Raw genomic sequence first — 16,115 nt, forward strand, 5'->3', positions numbered from 1 at the left:
TGACCCCCGCACGCAAAGCATTCACTAGCGATTTCATGCTCTCGTTATGAGATTTTCATAACTCCGGAATCCGGAAGAGGTTCGGCGTCAGATGACGAATGCCACCGATCAAGGAATCGCGAGTCAGTTCGACAGCAGGCTCGACATCCAGCTCGAAGCCGGGGCCCCGCCGCTGGTGGTCACCCCTGAGCTGCCCGCACTCGCCGACGCGCTGGACTGGCTGCGCTCGGTCGACGACGACCTCCGCGCCGCCACCCGCACCCACGGGTCGCTGTACCTGCGCGGCCTGCCGGTACGGGACGTGCAGGACTTCGGCGCCGTCCGCGACCTCCTCGTCCCGCAGCGCACCCCGTACCGGGAGAAGGCCACACCGCGGCACAGCTACGGCGACGACGTGTTCTCCTCCACCGACCTGCCGCCGGCCCAGCCCATCCGCATGCACAACGAGAACAGCTACACCCTGGACTTCCCGGGAACGCTGGTCTTCTGCTGCCTCACCGCCCCGGCGGAGGGCGGCGCCACTCCGGTCGCCGACTGCCGGGCGGTCCTGCGCGAGCTGCCCGACCACCTGGTGCGCCGGATGCGTGCCACCGGCTGGGCGCTGCGGCGCAACTACTCCGACCTGGTCTCGCTGGACTGGCGCACCGCCTTCGCCGCCGACCGCGCCGAACAGGTCGAGGCCTACTGCGCAGAGAACCTGATCGCCGCCCGCTGGAGCGGCGACGACCTGAGCACCAGTCAGGTCCGGGCCGGCATCATCACGCACCCGCACACCGGTGACGAAGTCTGGTTCAACCACATGGCGTTCTGGAACTCGTGGTCCCTGGACGAGGAGATCCGCGAATCCCTGGTCGACGAGTTCGGACCCGACGGCCTCCCCTTCGAGACGTCCTTCGGCGACGGCGAATCACTCACCGAGGACGACCTCGCCACCCTCAACGCCGCCTACGCCGCCGCCACCGTCCGGCGCTCCTGGCAACCCGGCGACGTCATGGTGGTCGACAACATCCTCACCGCCCACGGCCGGGAGCCGTTCCGGGGCGAGCGCCGCATCGTCGTCGCCATGGGCGGCCCGGTCTCCGTCCAGGACTGCCTGCCCAGCGTCGACGCCGAGGCGAGGTTCGTCTGAGATGACCGACCGTCAGCACGCCACCGGTGACGACCCACTGGCCCGGTTCCTGCGGGCCGCCACCGCCACGCCGGACCGCCCCGCCGTCCGCTTCCGCGGCGCCGGCGTCACCTTCGCCCAGCTCGCCGACCGCGTCACCGCACTGGCCGGCGCCCTGCACGAGCGCGGCGTACGCCGTGGCGACCACGTCGGCGTCTGCCTGGAGCGCGGCGTCGACCTCGTCACCGCACTGCTCGCCGCCTGGAGCGCGGGCGCGGCCTACGTACCGATCGACCCGCGCCACCCCGACGAGCGGATCGCCTTCCTGATCCGCGACTGCGGCCCGCGGCTGGTCGTCGCGGCCGACGACCGCCCGACCCGGCTCGCCGACGTCGAGACGATCGCCCCCGCCGCCGTCGGCCCCGCCACTCCGCCGGTGCCCGTGACCCCCGCCGACGCCGCCTACGTCATCTACACCTCCGGCTCCACCGGTGTGCCCAAGGGCGTCGTCGCGACCCGAGGCGGCGTGGCCTCCCTGCTGCACCGGCTCGAAGCCGTCGGCGCCTACCCCGACGAGCACCGCGTGGTCGGCTGGAACGCCAGCGCGTCCTTCGACGCCTCCGTCCAGCAGTGGGCACGGATCTGCCGCGGCGACACCATCGTGGTCCTCGACGAGGAGGAGCGGCGCGACCCCGCCCGCTTCGGCGCCGCACTGGCCGCGTACGGGATCACCGACGTCGATGCCACCCCGTCCCACTGGGAGGCCGTGGAGCCCGGGATCACCAGCCCGTCGCTGCGCCTGTTCCTCGGCGGCGAGCCGGTCTCCCCCGCGCTGTGGCGGCGACTGGCCGAGGCCGGGCGGCAGGGCCGCATCGAGGCGTACAACCTGTACGGGCCGACCGAGTGCACCGTCGATTCCACCATCGCCCCGATCGAGGGCGACGAACCGCACATCGGCCCGCCGCTGCCCGACGTCGAGGCCCACGTGCTGGACGACCGTCTGGCGAAGGTCCCGGTGGGCGTCACCGGCGAGCTCTACCTCGCCGGTCCCGCCGTCGCCCGCGGCTACGTCGACCGCCCCGGCCTCACCGCCGAACGCTTCGTCGCCGACCCGTTCGCCGGCGGCGAAGGCCGGATGTACCGCACCGGCGACGAAGTCCGGTGGCGGGCCGACGGCGCACTGGAGTTCGTCGGCCGGGCCGACCGCCAGGTCAAGGTGCGCGGCTTCCGGATCGAACCCGGCGAGATCGAGGCCGCCGTCGCCGCCTACCGGGAAGGCTGCGCCGCCGTCGTGGTCCCCCGCGCCGACGACCTGGTCGCGTACTACGTCGGCGACATCGACCTCGACGCGCTGCACGCGCACCTGGCCGCACGGTTGCCGGCCCACCTGGTCCCCGCACGCATGGTCCCGATCGCCGCGTTCCCGCTGACCGTCAACGGCAAGATCGACCTCGCCGGGCTGCCCGACCCCGACGCCGGCCGGACCGACGGGCGGCAGCCGGAGGGCAAGTACGAGGAACTGGTCGCCGACGTGTGGGCGGACGTCCTCGGCCGGGACCGGGTCTTCGCCGACGACGACTTCTTCGCCCTCGGCGCCCACTCGCTGATGGCGATCCGCGTCGTGGCCCGGGTCAAGAAGGAGCTCGACACGGCCCTGTCCATCCGCGACGTCTACCGGCGGCCGCTGCTACGGGACTTCGCCGAGTTCGTACGGGCCACCCACGTCGGCGCGGCCGCGACGGCCGAGCGCTAGAGGAGAACACATGGCCAACCACCTGGGGGCGGCCCGGCAGAACACCGCCGTGATCTCCCCGAAACAGCTCGACGACGCCGCCACCACCCTGGTCTGCCTGGGCTTCTGCGGCGGCGGCACCGGGCCCTACCACCCATGGGCCGAGGTCGTCGCACCGGACGTGGACCTCGCGCTGGTCTGCTACCCCGGCCGCGACGGCCGCTTCATGGAGGACTTCGCCACCACCTGGGACGAGCTCGCCGAGGACGCCACCCGCACCGTCGTCTCCGCCGTCGGCGACCGCCCCTACGTCCTGTTCGGCCACAGCATGGGCGGGTGGATGGCCTTCGACGTCGCCACCCGGCTGGAGGCCCGGGGCAGCTCCGTCCCCGACGCCCTGGTGGTGTCCTCGTGCAACGCCCCGGCCCGCGGCCTCACCCCGCGCGACATGTTCCCGGCCCGCCAGGACAGCGACGAGGACCTGATGACCTGGATACGCACCCACGGGCTGGTCGCCGACCACGTGCTCGGCGACCCCGACCTGCTGGAGATGGCGGTGGAGATCATGCGCGCCGACATCGCCGTGCGCGACACCTTCCACCACAACGGCGCCCTGGGCGTCACCATCCCGGTGCAGTTCCTCGCCGGCGCCGACGACGCGGTGATCGAGGCCGACGCACCCGCCCAGTGGAAGGAGCTGGCCCTTGGCTCCTACCGGCACGACCAGCTGCCCGGCGGGCACTTCTACACCCCCGAGGTGTGGCGGACCCTGCCCACCCGCATCAGCGCGATCAACCTGTAGAAACGCCCCAGGAAGGCTCCGGGAGTGCCCAGCCCATGACCGATCAGTTCACCGTGAAGGCCACCTACGGCCAGGTCTTCGCGGTCGCCCAGTTCCGTGCCGTCTTCGCCGGCCGGCTGCTCGGCGTCATGTCCGACACCCTGCGGGCCGTGGCACTCGCGGTGCTGGTGTACGACCGGACCGGCTCGCCGCTGCTCACCGCAGTGACGATGACCATCAACTTCCTGCCGCAGGCCGCCGGCGGCCTGTTCCTCGCCGCGCTGGCGGACCGGTTCACCCCGCGCACCCTCATCAGCACCGGCTACGCCCTCCAGTGCGCGGTCGGGCTGCTGCTCGCGTTCGGGCACCTCCCGGTCGCCGCCAGCCTGGTCCTGGTCGCCGGCGTGGCCTGCCTGACCCCGGTCACCACCGGGGCCACGGCCAGGGTCCTCGCGGAAGCCCTCGCCGGCGACACCTACGTCCTCGGGCGCTCACTGTCCTACATCGTCGCGGTCTCCGCGCAGATGGTGGGCATGGCCGCCGGCGGGACGCTGGTGGTCTGGCTGGGCGTGGAACGCACGATGCTGGTCACCGCCGGCGCGCACCTGGTCGCCGCAGTGATCAGCAGCCTGTTCCTGTCGCCCTCCCAAGCTGCCCGCGCGAACGCGCCGGCGACGGACGGTGGATCGATCGTGCGCCGGACCCTGCGGGGCAACGCTGCGCTGCTCGCCAGCCCCGGCGTGCTCAAGCTGATCATGGCGCAGTGCCTGCCCGCCGCCTACCTGGCCGCGGCGGGCAGCCTGATCATCCCCTACAGCGCGCACCGCGGGTTCAGCCCTCAGCAGACCGGTGTCCTGCTGGCCGCCACCTCGGTCGGGATGCTGATCGGTGACGTCGTCATCGGCCGGGCGTTCGCGCCCGCCACCCGGGAACGGCTGGTCCTACCGCTGCTGCTGGTGATGGGCGCCCCCTCGCTCACGCTCGTCCTGGACCTGCCCTATCCGGCGGTCGCCGCTGCCTACGTCGTCACCGGCACCGGCTCCGCCTACCTGCTCGGCCTGCAGCGGCGCTTCCTGGAAGCCGTTCCCGCCGAACTCCAGGGCCAGGGCTTCGCGTTGCTGAACACCACCACCATGAGCATCCAGGGTGTCGGCCCCCTGGTGTTCGGCGTCTTCGCCGAGTTCGTGCCGGTCGGCGTCGCGATCGCGCTGACCGGAGTGGGCAGCGTGGCCACCACCCTGCTGCTGCGCGAAGCGGTCCGGCCGAGGCCGGTTCCGGGCGAGGCCGTCTGAGCACGCGCGACGCGGCGAAGGCAGAACAGCAGTCCGCCGACCGCTACGAATGGAATGGATTTGCCTGTGGAGGCTCGGTCGACCGTTCCGCGTCGCTACCTCAGCGTGCTGGTGGACCTGTCGGCCGTCGCGCACAACACGCGCGTCGTCCGACAGGCCGTCAGCCGGCCCGCCACCGCCGTGATGGCCGTCGTCAAGGCCGACGCCTACGGGCACGGCGCGATCGACGTCGCCCGCACGGCGCTCGGCGCCGGGGCGACCTGGCTGGGCGTGTGCACCACGGCCGAAGCACTCGAACTGCGCCGGGCCGGCCTCGACGCCCCGATCCTCGCCTGGCTGCACAACTCGGCGGAGAGCATGCGCCTGGCCACGGCGGCCGGCGTGGACGTCGCGGCGCAGTCCGCCCGCACCCTGGCCTTCGCGGTCGACGCCGGACGAAGCACCGGACGCCCGGCCAGGGTCCATCTGGAGGTCGACACCGGGCTCGCCCGCGGCGGGGCGGCGCTCCAGCACTCGGCGGCCCTGCTGGACGCCGCAAAGGTGGCCCAGAGCCGGGGCCTGATCGAGGTGGTCTCGGTGTGGTCGCACCTCTCCCATGGCGAAGTCCCGGGCCATCCCACGCTGGACGACCAGGCGAGGCTGCTCGACGACGTCTGGCGGCAGGCCGTCGACACCGGTCTCGATGTCCGACGCCACCTCGCCGGATCACTGTCGGCGCTCACCAGGCCCGACCTCCACCTCGACATGATCCGGACCGGCTCGGCCCTCTACGGCCTACTGCCGTACGCCGAGCGCCACCGTTTCGGCCTCCGGCCCGCCATGCGGGTCACCAGTCATGTCGCACTGACCAAGCGGGTCGAAGCTGGTCAGGGCGTCTCCTACGAACACGACTGGGTCGCGCCGAGCGCGCTCAACCTGGCCCTGATACCGGTCGGCTACGCAGACGGAATCCCGCGCTCCCTCAGCGGACGCCTCGCGGTCTGCATCCGCGGCCGTCGCTACCCCGTCGTCGGGCGCATCTGCATGGACCAGATGATGGTCAACTGCGGCGACGAGAAAGTGGCGGAGGGGGAGGAGGTGGTCCTCATCGGCAGCGAGTCGGACGGCGACCCCACCATCCACGAATGGGCGCTCGCCACGAGCACCACCCCGTGCGAGGTCGCCACCTACTTCGATCGCCCGCACGCCAACCGGCAGACCGTGCCGGCGGCCGGCACCCGGCCCTGGACGGGCTGAACCTGCCTACGAGGATCGCAGGACGGCTCCACGCCCGACCCCGGAACCGACACAGCGGCCCCACCTCACGCCTGGAATATCCCGATCGTCCCATCACGCACGCCTAGGAAGGACCCCGCGACCGCCCAGCCCCTGCCTCACTTCGATTCCAGGAGCGCCCAGACGCGTCTGCCCCACGGGGCTGTGCCGGGTCCGAGCAGGTCGTGTCCCCAGCGGTCGGTGAGGTTGTCGGCGTTCGTGTGAAAGCACCCAGCCCGGTACGCGGCTACGTACCCAGCAAGTTTCGATACCGCCCGGCGCTGGTGCTACCCGATTGCCGGCTCTTTCAAGACGGGTGCGCTGGTTGTGAGACAGGCGCCTCACCAGCTTGACCATCACTCCGTCAACCTCCTGCGCGCGTGGTCTCGGTTTGGGCATGCTGATGGCGATGGACCGGGGGGGCGACCATGGGGCGTAGGCAGGGTGCGCGGGCCGGGTCGGCCGTGACGGGGACGGCTGCTGTCGTGACGGCGGGACTGGGGCCCGTGACCAACTACGCCAGTGCCACCGTTCCAGGATGGGCAGCTCACGCGTGGGTGATCTGGCCGCTGTTCGCCGTGCTGGTGACAGCAAGCATCGGGCTGGTGCTGTGGAGCCGACGGTTGGATGGTGCAGCAGGACCGCCGGCGCGGCTGGGCCCGGTGGGCCGACCGGCCCGAGGCCGACAGGATTCCTTACGCCCACCACATGTGGAGCGTGTGCGCGGACGTGAAGCCGAGCTGACCGAGCTGGCAGGCATGATGCGACAGCCACGAGGACGGTTCGCGGTGTTGTGCGCAGCTGGCGGGATGGGCAAAACAACGGTAGCCGCGCAACTAGCCGCCAAGGCCGACGCGGCGGGCTGGCGAGTGTTCTGGGTACGCTGGCGCGATTCCGCCGAACTGGCGCAGCAGATGGTGCAGGCGGCACTGGCCTGCGGACTACCCGAGGCAGAACTGGAGTCCGCGCAAGCCGGGCAGGCAAGTCTGCCCGATGTAGTGTGGCGGCAGTTGGGCCGGGCACGACGGTGGCTGCTGGTGGTGGACAACGCCGACGAGCCACAAGAGATCGGCCCGGCAGGGGAACCGTTGGCCGACTACCGCGGTTGGATCCGCCCGCACGGCCGAGGTCTGCTGGTGATGACCAGCCGAGACGGCAGCCAACAGACCTGGGGGCCGCGCGCCCGGCTACTTCCCTTGACGCCGCTGCCCGCACAACCTGCAGGAGAGGTCCTCGTTGACGCTGCTCCGGCCGCTGGCACAGCAGAGCAGGCTCGGGACCTGGCCGTTCGGCTCGGCGGGCTCCCGCTGGCGCTGCACGCGGCCGGCACCTACCTGGCCGGACCCACCAGCCGCTACCGCACCTTCACCACCTACCGCCAGGCCCTGGAGCAGGAATTGCCCCTCCTGCTGGGAGCTGAACTGCCGGAGGCCTCTCATACACGAGTCGCCCGCACCGTGGTGCGGCACACCTGGGAGGTGTCCCTGGACCAACTCGCCCGGAAGGGCGATGCTTTGGCCCGCCCCGTGTTGCGACTGCTGGCCGTACTGGCCGAAGCTCCCATCCCGTTGTCCCTGATCACCCCGGACCTGCTGTCTGCCGTAACCGGAGACAACGTCACCGTCCCCGCGTTGGAGGCTGCCTTCGCAGGTCTGCATCGGTACGGCCTCCTTGGCGTACCTCACCCTCCCGGCAACACTGGGCAGGCATCGGGCATCAGCGGCCCGGCGCAGGTGGTGCTGCACCCTTTGATCCGAGAGATCAATACCGTCGCTCTGGCGGCCGAGGCATCCCATCTCACCACGTGGCACCAAGCCCTTGCCGAGCGGTTGACCGCTGCCGTGCACGAGGTGGACGAGCAGGGGCGCGCCGGCTGGTCTGCCGCCGTACTCCTCGCCCCTCACCTGCCAGCGCTGCTCGACCTCCCCGACGCACGCTCCACAGCACCGCCCTGAGCACGCTCGCGCACGTACTGGAGCACGCCGGCGCCTTCAGCGCAGCCCGCCTGCTGCACCAACGGGTCCTCAACTTCGAGACGCGCACCCTAGGTCCCCAGCACCCCAACACCTTGACCAGCCGCAATCACCTGGCCAACGCCTTGTTCGGGATGGGCGAGCCGACTGAGGCGATACATCTGCTCCGGCAGACGCTGGAAGACCGTAGCCGTCTCCTGGGCACGGAGCACCCTGACACCCTGACCAGCCGTCACGACCTCGCCTGCGCCCTGGACGGAATGGGCCGGCATGCAGAGGCGCTGGCTTTGCTGCGGCGGAACCTCCCCGACCGTGCTCGTGTGCTGGGCCTCATGCATCCGCACACTCTGGCCAGCCGTCTCAGCCTCGGTCTCGCCCTGGACGGGGTGGGCGAACATGCGGAAGCGGCCCGCCTGCACCGGCAGACCCTCGACGACCGCATCCGCGTGTTGGGCATCGAGCACCCCGATACCCTGACCAGCCGCCACAACCTTGCCGGCGCACTGGCCAGGATGGGCAAGCAAGAAGAGGCCATACGCCTGCTTCGACAGACCCTCGCCTCCCGCGTCCGTATGTTGGGCCCTGAGCACCCGCACACCGTGCGCACCCGCGACGACCTGCAGACAGCTTCGGCTGCCTGGCGTGCTGCACGACGGCGACAGATCTGGTTACGCCGCTCGCGACGCTAGGAAGCTGCCCTCCCCCACAGGCACCGCACGAAAACGCGGGCGGGCCCAGCGCGGCCACGCTCGACGATTCAAATGCTGGGCACATAGAGGTGTACGCATCTGAGTACATTCGGGCGTACGCCGACAGAGGTCGTCGATCAGGGGCAGTCCTCGGCCCGAGTCGTTCTGTGCGGTCGGTGTCCGCGGGGTCGGCAGACGGTTCGGTGCGCGGTCGACGACGGCCAGGTACACACGGTCGGCCCGCGGGGCGGTCCACGACTTTGCGGGCCGAGGACCCCCGTGCATGCCAAACCGCGTTCATCATCGACTCGGACCTGTTGAGGCTCGCGCAACCTCCGGTGCAGCCCTTACCCGCCGGGGCAGCAGTGCCTTCTACGTGTCTTGCCGGGGTGGGGCTTCTGGTCTGTGACCGCGACGCCGCCCGCGACGTGTTCTGGCGCCTGCGCATCGTCTCCCGGCTCAAAGGCACCAAGGGCCTCGTCGTCCTGCCCCACCGTTGGAAAGCCGAGCGCACAATCGGCTGGTGCATGAACGCCCGCCGCAACGCTCGCGACTACGCGCGCTTGCCCCAGCACTCCGAAGCTCACCTGAATCGGGCACTCATCACCATGATGACCCGGCGGCTGACCCGCAAGAGCCCGCGCACGAGGCAGTGGACGCGGAAGACGCCAGCCACCGGATGACGATGGTCCTACTCGGCGAAGGAGCGGAAAACTCCCTCCGAGTCCTCGTGCGCGCTCGACGAGAACTCCTCGAAGTCCATGTTGGCCAGTTCAAGGTTGGCATGGATCGAGTGGACACCGCTCGGCACCGTGCGGAATTCGCGTCCGAACTCGATCGCGGCCTCGTAATCCTCGTCGTCGTCAAAGTCCTCCCGGGTCATGGTGGTGACCGCAAGCAGGGCGTGGTGGTCGGCACGCATCGTCGTGCTGTCGGCGACGAACACCACACTGAGCTGGTCCCACAGCTCCTCGTGAGCCGATATCGCCGCCAGGATCGCGTCTGTGTCCGCGCCGTCCAGCTCCGGCGCGTCGACCACGTCATAGGAATCCGCAGGGTCGCCGTCGTAGTGGGAGGACCTCTCCAGCTCCGCCGTCATCTCCCGCCACGCAGCCTCGTCCGTAAAGTCGATCCTGATGATCACAGCTGAGAACTCGTTGCGCTCTGACAGCCCGGACAGCGCCACCATCATCACCACTCCTCGAAGAATTCTGTACTCCTGATCCGGGCCAGAAGATAGCGAACGGCACTGACATCGCCTTCGGCAGACACAACTGTCCGGGGGCCTCAAAGCTGTGAGGGAAGGTGACTTCAGCACGCGACTACGAACGTCTGCCCCAGCACTCGGCGGAAGCGCATCTGAACTGGGGATTCGTCACTTGAGGCTGTGACCCACTCGACTACGGCCCGGCTGGTGATGTCACCAGCCGGGCCGTAGTCGCTGAAGACCGTCAGGAAGAGAGGAGCCTACTCAGCTACGTCCACCGGATACGGGCCAACGCTGCGGCCGCGGTCACCATCGGAGCTCTGAGCTCGCGGCACGAAGCATACGAGGGGCTCGCCGCGCTGCGGGACCGTATCGAGACAATGGCCTGGCGCGGCGAGCGGGGACGGACCGCTCTGCGGGTCTTGCGGGCGCATCTGAACTTCGCCGAGATCGCGGGCGACGGCGCCAGTGAACGGCAGACGGCCGAGGAGGCTGGTATCTCCCGCACGCCCCTGCGGGTCGTCTACGACCTGGTCCTCAAGCCGCGCGGCTGGCTGCGCCGTCTGCGGCGTCTATGAGACCGATCAGACATGGGCTCTGACGCCTCGGGCTTTGGAGGGCATCGGGCTGGCCACCCATGCTGCGCGGCCAACGCCAGTTGGAACGCCCGCACTCGACTGGGACGCCCTCGCCGACGACTACGGCACCGCAAGCAGCATTGCTGCGCGCCGCATAGCCCTGCACGGGGTCGAACTCGCGGCCTATCGCCACGCAATGAAACGGCTCACAGGTCACCAAAGCAAAGCCGTGGTGACCGTGCGCGACGGCCGCACGGTCCTGCTCCCGGCACCGCGCGTCGACGAAATCCCGGCCCCTTGGTGCTCCCCCGACAGCTCTGCCTTCGACCCGGCGCGGACGCACCGCCGCGGACTGACGGGTGGCCACCGACGGGCGCCTCATCCTCATCACCCCTGCAGACCAGCGCAGTTATGACGAGCTGGCAGCAGCCCGGGCCCAAGCTTTCAGCGAATGGAAGTCCGCCGCGTGAACCCACAGCCTCCATCACCTGCCGCTGCCCAGGAGGCAGCGACCACTCCTCAATCACTGCGCAAGCAGTACGAGTCCGGGGCTACGGTCGCCGACCTCGTCGCCCAGAGCGGGTTCTCATCCGGCACGGTCCTCAACCGGCTGAGGGAGGCCCGGACCCCGATGCGTACCTCGACAGGTCGACGAGGTCCTGTTCTTCCAGGAGCTAGTGCTCTGACCGCTTAGGTTCACCGGGTTGGGCGGCGTCTGCGGGTGGACGCATCGAACCGGGGCTGTCCTACTGCAGGGTGTTCTCCGCTGCCCACCCGAGCAATGCTCATGACCTGTGGATCGGCCTCGGATCGGGCGCGAAGGGCGTACCTTCCCGAGTGATCGACTTCTGGTCATCGAGTAGGCCGACGTTGCACCGTCGGTCGGGAAGGCACGCCCGTGCTGAGCGTAGTGAATGCCGATGGAACGACCGAGACGGGCTGTCTGATCGACGACATTGTCCGCGAGGGCGCGAGGCGGATGCTGGCCGCCGCGCTGGAAGCCGAAGTCAACGCCTATATCGCTGAGTTGGCTGATCAGCGCGACAAACAAGGGCACCGGTTGGTCGTCCGCAACGGCTATCACCAGCCGCGGTCGGTGACGACCGTGGCCGGTGCGGTCGAGGTGAAGGCGCCGCGGGTGAACGACAAGCGCGTCGACGAGGCGACAGGTGAGCGCAAGCGGTTCTCCTCGGCGATCTTGCCGCCGTGGTGCCGCACGTCCCCGAAGATCAGCGAAGTGCTGCCACTGCTCTATCTGCATGGCCTGTCGTCGGGTGACTTCGTGCCCGCGCTCGAGCAGTTCCTGGGTTCCTCGGCCGGCCTGTCCCCGGCCACCGTGACTCGGCTGACCACCCAGTGGCAGGCCGACCACAAGGCGTTCGGCGAGCGCGATCTGTCTGCCACCGACTACGTCTACGTGTGGGCCGACGGCATCCACCTGCGGATACGTCTGGAGGAGGCGAAAGCCGCGGTCCTGGTCGTCATGGGTGTGCGCGGACGGCACCAAGGAACTGATCGCGATGGCGGACGGCTACCGGGAATCGGCGGAGTCCTGGGCCGACCTGCTGCGGAACTGCCAGCGTCGCGGGATGCGCGCTCCTGCCCTCGCTGTCGGCGACGGCGCCCTCGGCTTCTGGAACGCGTTGAACGAGGTCTTTCCCGAAACCCGCCATCAAAGGTGCTGGGTTCACAAAACGGCCAACTGCCTCGACAGCCTCCCGAAGTCGGCCCAGCCCGCGGCGAAGAAGGCCGTCCAGGACATCTGCAACGCCGAGGACAAGGAGCACGCGGCCGAGGCGGTCAAGGCGTTCGCCAAACAGTACGGCGCGAAGTTCCCCAGGGCGGTCAAGAAGATCGTCGATGACGAGGACGAGCTGCTGGCCTTCTACGACTTCCCCGCAGAGCACTGGATTCACCTGCGGACCACGAACCCGATCGAGTCGACCTTCGCGACCGTCCGGCTGCGGACGAAGGTCACCAAGGGCGCCGGCTCCCGAGCGGCCGCCCTGGCGATGGTGTTCAAGCTGGTCGAGTCCGCACAGGCCCGCTGGCGGGCCGTGAACGCACCCCACCTCGTCGCCCTCGTGCGAGCCGGAGCCCGCTTCGAACGCGGTCAGCTCGTCGAGCGCCCCGAGGCGGTTGCGGCATGACCGAGGCCAGCCGATTCCCTGGGGGCGCCGACGTGGCATGGTCTGAACACGTGGTGGTGCGAGACGGCGTCCGGCTTGCCTGCCGGGACTGGGGCGGGCCTGGACAGCCCATCGTATTGCTGCACGGCCTGGCAGGTCACGCGGGTGAATGGGATGTGCTGGCACGGAGGTTGAGCTCCAGATATCGGGTCGTCGCGGTCGACCAGCGCGGGCACGGCGCCAGCGAGCGCCACCCGCGGGACCTCTCCCGCGCCGCCTACGTCGCCGACGTCATCGCCGTTGTCGATCAGCTGGCGCTGCGGCGGCCGGTCCTGGTCGGCCAGTCGCTGGGCGGGCACACGGCTATGCTCGCCGCCGCCGCACATCCCCAACTCGTCCGCGCGCTCGTGCTCGTCGAGGCCGGCTCGGGCGGTCCGAACCCGAACGGCCCGGTGGACATCGGCGGATGGCTCGACTCGTGGCCGACACCGTTTCCCTCACGCGAAGCGGCAGCCGCATTCCTCGGCGGCGGACCGGTCGGCGCAGGCTGGGCGGCCGGACTGGAAGAACGCGACGGCGGATGGTGGCCTCGCTTCGACCGGGACGTGATCGTCCGCTCGCTGGCGGAGAACGCCCAGCGTTCCTTCCGGCACGAGTGGAGGCAGGTCACGTGCCCCACCCTGGTCGTCCTGGCCCAATCCAGCTTCATCCCCGCGCAGGAAGCCGATGAGATGCTCCAGCAGCGACCCGCAACCATGGCCATGAGCATCCCCGGCACTGCCCACGACCTGCACCTGGAACAACCTGGGATCCTGCACACCGCGCTCTCGGGCTTCCTCGAGAACCTCGCCTGAAACTCCTACGCGCTCACAACGACACCAAAGTCAGACCCCGCACATGGCCATCGATCCACAGATTTTGACAATTACTCGTGACCGGAGTCGTCACGAGTGAACTGCGCAAGGGTCGTCGCGGCCGCGTGCGCCACACCGGAGAAGTCGTCCGTAAGCAGTTCCTCATAGCCCTTGACGATCAGGGTCCCAGCGTTCGACATGTCTGCAAACGTCCTCGCATCCGGCTCCTGATGAATGACCACACCCACAACAACCCTGGCATAGGCGCTCGACAGGCGGTCGAACTCCAACGACATCTCTTCGACGAACCCGAACCCCTGGCCGGTCTGGCTGTGACGGCTCACGTTGATCGTGCCGTCCGGTGAACGGCTGTCGTAGTGCACCAGATACACCGGCTCGCCGAACGGATCGTCTGCCGCGTACGTCGCCGCCACAATGTCGAGATGCCGCGGGGACTCCCCCAGAGGACTCGGATCCCATTTGAGCCGCACCTCCACCTTGTCCAGCCCACCCACAACAGTTCCCACCCGACACCCCTCACCCGGACCACACAGACACGTCAAGCACCCACAGCATGTCCCCAGACACGCTCCTTGATGCCCGACCTCACGACAAAGATCCACTGCCCCACCAGCACGCGCTACAACCGCTCAGTTTCCCCGGGTGGCCCCACACATCCCCCAACGGGTGTGCAAAGATCGTTTCCTTTCGGCGCCTGGCTCGCTTATAGAAGCGTGCTGAGCAATGAAACCTGTCTGGAACTGCGCGACCTCCTCTTCCAGGACGGCCCCGAGGGCGCCGCCGTGCACGCGCACTGGCGCAAGGTGATCGGTGACGACCTCTTTCGCCACCACCCCGCGACCTGCGAAGAGCGCTGGCAGTTGTCGTACGACCGGCTGCGCCGGATCAACGAAGAACTTCCCCTGGCACCCGACCAGCTGGCCCACGACCCGCGCCACCTCGCCGCGTTGCACGAGTGGGCATCGGTCGTGGACGGCGCCACAGCAACGGTCGCCGGCATCCACTACAACCTCTTCCTGGGCAGCCTTCTCGACGACGACCGATCGGCACCACGCGATCTGAGCGACTTCATGCGCCTGTCCCGCGTCGGCACCTTCCTGTGCACCGAACGAGCACACGGCAACGACGCCCCGGCGCTGGAGACCGTGGCCCGCTACGACCGCGGATCCGACGAGTTCGTGCTGCACACTCCCCACCCCGGCGCTGCGAAGTTCATGCCCAACACCAGCCCGGCGGGCGGCCCGAAGACGGCCGTGGTCGCGGCGCGGCTCCTGATCGACAACCGGGACCAGGGGGTCTTCTTGTTCCTGACCCCGCTGAGTGACCACCGGGGCGCCCTCCCCGGTGTCAGTGTCACCTCCCTGCCTGAGCGCATCGGCAGCCCGGTTGACCACTGTGTGACCTCCTTCGACCGGGTGAGGCTGCCCCGCACCGCGCTGGTCCAGGGCCCGCAGGGGCAGCTGGATGCGGACGGCACCTTCCACAGCACCGTCGGCAGTGCCCGCAAGCGGTTCCTGCACACCATCAGCCGGGTCGCGGTCGGCAAGTTGTGCATGAGCGCCAGCACTCTCGGCGGCGCCCGGGCCGCACTGGCGATCGCCGTCCGCTACGCCGGGCACCGCCACGTATCCGGGCCGGCGGGCGGCAAACGGCGCGTCCCGATCTCCGCCTACCGCTCCCACCACGGACGGCTCCTGGAAAAGATCGCCGACGCCTACGCGATGACCTTCCTGCACCGTATGGTGACCGACCGGTGGATCACCCATGCGCCCGCCGAACACGCTCCGGTGGAACGGCTGGCGGCGATCGCGAAGGGCTGGATCACCTGGCGGGCCCGCGACATCACCATCGAGGCCCGCGAGCGCTGCGGGGCACGCGCCCTGTTCCCGGCAAACGGCCTCGCCGAGTTCCCCGCCAACACAGACGGCGCGATCACCGCTGAGGGCGACAACCTCGCGGTGTGGTCGAAAGCCGGCGCCGAGATGATCTTCGGGCACCAGCTGCTCCCCGCATCCCCTCACGCCACCGGCGCGGAACAGCTGACCGATGTGACCTTCCTGCGCCGCGCCCTGGCACACGTCGAACGCCAGGCGCACCTCGCCGCCCGCCACGACCTACGCACCCCCCACCCCGGCCGCGAAAAGGGCTCATTCGTCCGCTGGAACAACGCCACCGCTTCCGCGCTCGCCCTGGTGGAGGCCTACGCCGTCGGCCAGGCAGCCGACGCCTTCGCCACCGTCTGCACCCGCGCCGCAGACACCGCGCCCCGCACCCTGCTCAACGACCTGTGCGCCCTGTTCATGCTGCGGCACGTTCGCGCACATGACGGCCCGCTGCTCGCCGACGGCATCCTGACGGCCGACCACGTCCAGACACTGCCCAGCGTCCTGAACGCCCTCACCGCCCGCCTCGCCCCACACCTCGACACCCTGGCCCACGCCTTCGACATCCCCGAGGAACACCTCAGTTCCCTGCCCATGCTCACCGACTGACACAA

Annotated in this window: 13 protein-coding genes and 1 pseudogene; 12 read left to right on the top strand and 2 right to left on the bottom strand. The window is 69.6% G+C overall.

What is annotated here, in order from left to right:
* Window positions 1–91: 91 nt before the first annotated feature.
* From J8N05_RS20395 to J8N05_RS20425, 8 genes are all read left to right on the top strand, one after another.
* Window positions 92–1,129, top strand: a complete 1,038-nt coding sequence (locus tag J8N05_RS20395) for a TauD/TfdA family dioxygenase (protein WP_210884766.1) — start codon at window positions 92–94, stop codon at window positions 1,127–1,129.
* Window position 1,130: 1 nt separating this feature from the next.
* A complete protein-coding gene (locus J8N05_RS20400; RefSeq protein ID WP_210884767.1) occupies window positions 1,131–2,861 on the top strand; it encodes a non-ribosomal peptide synthetase in 1,731 nt (576 codons plus the stop codon).
* 10 nt (window positions 2,862–2,871) lie between these two features.
* Window positions 2,872–3,642: a thioesterase II family protein gene (locus J8N05_RS20405; protein ID WP_210884768.1), complete on the top strand. Its 771-nt coding sequence runs from the start codon at window positions 2,872–2,874 to the stop codon at window positions 3,640–3,642.
* A 35-nt stretch (window positions 3,643–3,677) separates the two neighbouring features.
* Window positions 3,678–4,913 carry an MFS transporter gene (locus J8N05_RS20410; protein ID WP_210884769.1) on the top strand — a complete coding sequence of 412 codons (1,236 nt, stop codon included), beginning with the start codon at window positions 3,678–3,680 and terminating at the stop codon, window positions 4,911–4,913.
* 66 nt (window positions 4,914–4,979) lie between these two features.
* Window positions 4,980–6,149, top strand: coding sequence for an alanine racemase (alr, locus tag J8N05_RS20415; RefSeq protein WP_210884770.1), 1,170 nt, complete (start codon window positions 4,980–4,982; stop codon window positions 6,147–6,149).
* Window positions 6,150–6,886: 737 nt separating this feature from the next.
* The gene (locus J8N05_RS47455) at window positions 6,887–8,122 is read left to right on the top strand and encodes an AAA family ATPase (protein ID WP_247706357.1); all 1,236 of its coding nucleotides are present in this window, start codon (window positions 6,887–6,889) and stop codon (window positions 8,120–8,122) included.
* Between the two features lie 17 nt (window positions 8,123–8,139).
* Entirely contained in the window at window positions 8,140–8,829 is a 690-nt protein-coding gene (locus tag J8N05_RS20420; protein WP_247706738.1) for a tetratricopeptide repeat protein, read from the top strand.
* A gap of 389 nt (window positions 8,830–9,218) precedes the next feature.
* On the top strand, window positions 9,219–9,512 hold the full coding sequence (locus J8N05_RS20425; protein ID WP_210884773.1) for a transposase: 294 nt from the start codon (window positions 9,219–9,221) through the stop codon (window positions 9,510–9,512).
* A gap of 8 nt (window positions 9,513–9,520) precedes the next feature.
* Here the strand turns inward: J8N05_RS20425 and J8N05_RS20430 are convergent, their stop codons facing one another.
* A complete protein-coding gene (locus tag J8N05_RS20430) occupies window positions 9,521–10,021 on the bottom strand; it encodes a DUF6924 domain-containing protein (protein WP_210884775.1) in 501 nt (166 codons plus the stop codon).
* 437 nt (window positions 10,022–10,458) lie between these two features.
* On the opposite strand from J8N05_RS20430, the gene J8N05_RS47460 reads away from it, so the two are divergent.
* The 3 genes and pseudogenes from J8N05_RS47460 to J8N05_RS20445 all read left to right on the top strand — a co-directional run bounded on the left by J8N05_RS47460 (window position 10,459) and on the right by J8N05_RS20445 (window position 13,597).
* Window positions 10,459–10,614 carry a hypothetical protein gene (locus J8N05_RS47460; protein WP_247706358.1) on the top strand — a complete coding sequence of 52 codons (156 nt, stop codon included), beginning with the start codon at window positions 10,459–10,461 and terminating at the stop codon, window positions 10,612–10,614.
* An 898-nt stretch (window positions 10,615–11,512) separates the two neighbouring features.
* Window positions 11,513–12,764: pseudogene (locus J8N05_RS20440) on the top strand (IS256 family transposase).
* A gap of 32 nt (window positions 12,765–12,796) precedes the next feature.
* On the top strand, window positions 12,797–13,597 hold the full coding sequence (locus J8N05_RS20445) for an alpha/beta fold hydrolase (protein WP_407699976.1): 801 nt from the start codon (window positions 12,797–12,799) through the stop codon (window positions 13,595–13,597).
* Window positions 13,598–13,668: 71 nt separating this feature from the next.
* Here the strand turns inward: J8N05_RS20445 and J8N05_RS20450 are convergent, their stop codons facing one another.
* Entirely contained in the window at window positions 13,669–14,112 is a 444-nt protein-coding gene (locus tag J8N05_RS20450) for a TerD family protein (RefSeq protein ID WP_247706359.1), read from the bottom strand.
* Window positions 14,113–14,331: 219 nt separating this feature from the next.
* Here J8N05_RS20450 and J8N05_RS20455 point away from each other — a divergent pair, with 219 nt between their 5' ends.
* Window positions 14,332–16,110 carry an acyl-CoA dehydrogenase family protein gene (locus J8N05_RS20455; protein WP_247706360.1) on the top strand — a complete coding sequence of 593 codons (1,779 nt, stop codon included), beginning with the start codon at window positions 14,332–14,334 and terminating at the stop codon, window positions 16,108–16,110.
* Window positions 16,111–16,115 lie beyond the last annotated feature (5 nt).

Source organism: Streptomyces liliiviolaceus (assembly GCF_018070025.1).
Taxonomy (GTDB): Bacteria; Actinomycetota; Actinomycetes; order Streptomycetales; family Streptomycetaceae; genus Streptomyces; species Streptomyces liliiviolaceus.

What these genes read in the sequence shown, in the direction of transcription:
- J8N05_RS20395 (WP_210884766.1), top strand. Translation starts at nt 92, where the DNA reads ATGACGAATGCCACCGATCAAGGAATCGCGAGTCAGTTCGACAGCAGG.
- J8N05_RS20400 (WP_210884767.1), top strand. Translation starts at nt 1,131, where the DNA reads ATGACCGACCGTCAGCACGCCACCGGTGACGACCCACTGGCCCGGTTC.
- J8N05_RS20405 (WP_210884768.1), top strand. Translation starts at nt 2,872, where the DNA reads ATGGCCAACCACCTGGGGGCGGCCCGGCAGAACACCGCCGTGATCTCC.
- J8N05_RS20410 (WP_210884769.1), top strand. Translation starts at nt 3,678, where the DNA reads ATGACCGATCAGTTCACCGTGAAGGCCACCTACGGCCAGGTCTTCGCG.
- J8N05_RS20430 (WP_210884775.1), bottom strand. Translation starts at nt 10,021, where the DNA reads ATGATGGTGGCGCTGTCCGGGCTGTCAGAGCGCAACGAGTTCTCAGCT.